This is a genomic window from Bacillota bacterium (assembly GCA_012837285.1).
Taxonomy (GTDB): Bacteria; Bacillota; DTU030; order DUMP01; family DUMP01; genus DUNI01.
Genome location: DURJ01000023.1, coordinates 1 through 3,269, shown reverse-complemented (window position 1 = coordinate 3,269; position 3,269 = coordinate 1). Strand labels below are relative to the sequence as shown.

2 protein-coding genes are annotated in these 3,269 nt (G+C 52.2%); both read right to left on the bottom strand.

Features of this window, described 5'->3' with window-relative positions; translation table 11 throughout:
• The coding region (locus GX016_01330) for a hypothetical protein (GenBank protein ID HHT70204.1) at positions 1-1,883 on the bottom strand (1,883 nt) is incomplete at its 3' end.
• A 130-nt stretch (positions 1,884-2,013) separates the two neighbouring features.
• Positions 2,014-2,808, bottom strand: a complete 795-nt coding sequence (locus tag GX016_01325) for a hypothetical protein (GenBank protein HHT70203.1) — start codon at positions 2,806-2,808, stop codon at positions 2,014-2,016.
• Positions 2,809-3,269: the final 461 nt, after the last annotated feature.

Genomic DNA, 3,269 nt, shown 5'->3' with positions numbered 1-3,269 from the left:
GTCACAACAGCCTTTATCGCAGCTAACAGTTCTGCTTCGGTGGTATCGTTGCTGGCGGTAAACTCACCAAGCACGCCTTCCACCGCTGTCTTGGCTTCGGCTAGGGTCTGGTCTGGTACCGGTAACTGACTTACAGGTCCAACAGCTGCGCTTGTCTTTGTTCCCGTATAACTACCTGTTCCGGTAACCACAACTCTAATGTACTTATCTGCATCTTCATTAGTTAACGTATATGTGCTGTCTGTTGCACCAGATATATTTTCAAATGTGCCATCTGCGGCATCAGCTTTCTGCCACTGATATGTTACTGTTGCTTCAGGTGGTGTTACTTTTGCCGTCAGCGTCTCCCCAACCTTAGCTACACCAGTCACACTAATAGCACTTACTGAAACAGTCTCGTCGCGTCTGCCTCCGCCGCCACCGGTGGACTTTTTGGGTTCGGTGACGTCTTTGCCACCGACGTTAGCTTTGACGCCTGGTTCCAGGACGACTTTATCTGGTTTTTGCTCGATGGTTACACCGTCGACGTTAATCTCGGCAGTGCCAATGGTGCCTTGGCCGGTGATTTCTACTTCGGCATCGGCTGTGACTGTAGTAACGCTGGCTTCTTGGTCTAGGTCCACCTGGGTTCCGGTGGCATTCTCGGTTAGAACCAAGCTATTTACTGTAGAACCTGCGCCTATTGTCACGTTAGCATTTTCGGCTGCTATTTCTACCTCGGCAAAATTTCCGGTTAGGACAACTTCGGTATTTTCGGCTAGATCTTTGGGTAATTCGATTCGTTCGAAGGAACCATCGTCTCGGCTGATTAAGATGGCTCCTGATTGCAACACTACTTTTGGTACTGACGTGGATCCTTCGGCCACGATCCTGATCTGGCCGTCTACTTTCTCTACGGTAACGGTACCATGTAGTGTGCAGTCGCGGAAGATAACGCTGTCGGTGCCGCCGCCTTTGACTTCGGTATCACCCTTGACAGTTACATTTTCCAGTACGACGGTGCCATCACCGACGCTTTCGGTAATGATGAGATCGCCGGTGATGATTAGGTTCTGCAGGGTAACCCCGTCAGCCTTGACAATAACGTCGCCGCTGATGGTTTCTACGCCATCTTCGGGCCCGTAGGTCCCGGCCTGGTCAAACACAGTTGCTTCAACGGCCGGTTCCAGTGCCAGGGCTCGCACAAGGATAGCAGCGGTTTGGGCCCGAGTGATGAGGCCGTGGCTTCCCCGTTGCTTTAATACCGCTTCTCTTTGTTCGGTGGTGCGAGCGGCTTCCCACTGCTGCCAGCCGGCGGCGGACAAATCGGCCGGTTGGGGCGCAAGGGTGGTGGGTGTGTAACCGCTTAGCAGTCCTAAGCTTATAGCGGTGGCCACGTCGGCCTTGGCCCAGGCACTTACTTTATCGGCATCGGCAAAAGGTGCCAGCACGGCATCTTGCTCGGCTTCAGTAGCGAGCTTGCTAAAACCGAAGACGCGCACCAGCATGGCTGCTGCCTGCTCGCGGGTGATAGGACGATAGGGACTGAAGGTTCCGTCGGGATTACCGGTTACGTAACCGTAAGCAGCTGCCGCTTCCACTTGGCCGCCAAACCAGTCCCCCGGTTTTACGTCCTGAAAGCGAGTGCTCTCTGGTACCGGAGTAATCCCAAAACTCTTATTTACCATGGTTACGAATTCGGCTCGGGTAACAGTGAGATCCGGTCGGAATGTGCCATCGGGCAGACCGGACACTGCCCCCATATCTACCAATCGTTCAATGGCTGCTTCGGCCCAATGGCCCTCAATGTCCGGTGCTGCCGGTGTTGCCACTGCCGGCACAGCGGTGAGGACCAACGCACACAGGGTCAAAACAGCGATAAGACGACTCGACCTAATTGTCAATTCTGATAACCCCCTTAAAAATGATTTCTACTATCACGCCCCTCTTGCCCACCATGCCACCTGATACCACCTATGAATTTAGAATCACCTCCTAATCAATTGTCCGTCAATAGCGGTCAACGGGGAGGCCTCAGTGGCTCTCCCCGTTGACAATCCTGTGGTAGAGGTTGTTTGTCTGCGGACCTGGTTGTATACCCAGTTCTCTCTCTAACAATCGCTTGCACTCCCGGTATTGAACTATAGCCTGGGAACGCTGTCCCAGGGCACTTAAGATGCGCATGAGCAATCGGTGTCCTCCCTCCCGGCAAGGGTCTAGTTGGACTACAGTTTTGGCCTGGACTTGGGCCTCGTGGTAGCGTTCCAGCTTATACAAAGCTGTGGCCAAATGCTCCAGCATATCCAAACGGACGCTCTGAAGTCGGGCCCTTTCTTCTATAAGCCAGCTGTGGCCCACATCGGCCGCGAGGAAATCCGTTTGATACAGCTTATTGGCCGCTGTAAGGACCGTAGCCGCCTGATCCCATAGCCCTTGCCTAAGGGCCGCCAGTCCCTCTCGGCAGAGATCTTGGAATGTCTGGGCATCGTAAAACGTAATCGTATTCCAATTCAGCTCGATATAGTCATTATTGCTTTTTAGATACAACGGTGCTCGGTTACAAGGATGGTTAGGGTATAAGGTGCGCCGTAGGTTATAGAGAGTAACGGCTAGGTTATGGCGGGCAGCTTTATCGTCTAAATGCGGCCAAAACTCTGTCAATAAAGTGTAGCGTGGTACCGGTGCCCCGGCCACCAGCACATACTTAAGCAAAAGGGCAACTCGTTTGCGCTGCCACTTGGTGGGTGAAATCAACGTCTGGCCTCGAAACACCTTGAACCCGTCGAGGCAATAAATCGAAAGACTTAACTGCTCTTGGTTCCCTCCCATTGAAACGTACCTCCGAACCTTCTCTGATCGGGCCCAGGACCACCTGGGACCTGACGTTGTACATACATTGTAGCATACCTACCCCGACAGTAGCTGTCGGACCAATTAAATTGTTTTTCATTTTGTTAAAGAAGACATTGATTAAAGATTCGACACATGCGTCCCATATCCTTCCTGATCAGGTAAATTGACCCAAATTTGATGAGGAAGTGATAGGACTTTGACCCTGGTGGCCAGATTTTGATCCAGTTAGATTTTCCCAGGTATCTTTGGTCGGCTTGCTGAGGTGTATTTTTGCCCCTGTCCCTGGCAGGAAAAACAACTTCCGGCTCGAATCTCTATACCAAGGGTATTGCAGCAGCTATATAGGCGGTGCGCAAACCCGCCAATCCATGTTTCATGTTGCTGTTAACGCAATGAAGGGCTTTGGATCCTTCGCTTCGCTCAGGATGACAGTGGTG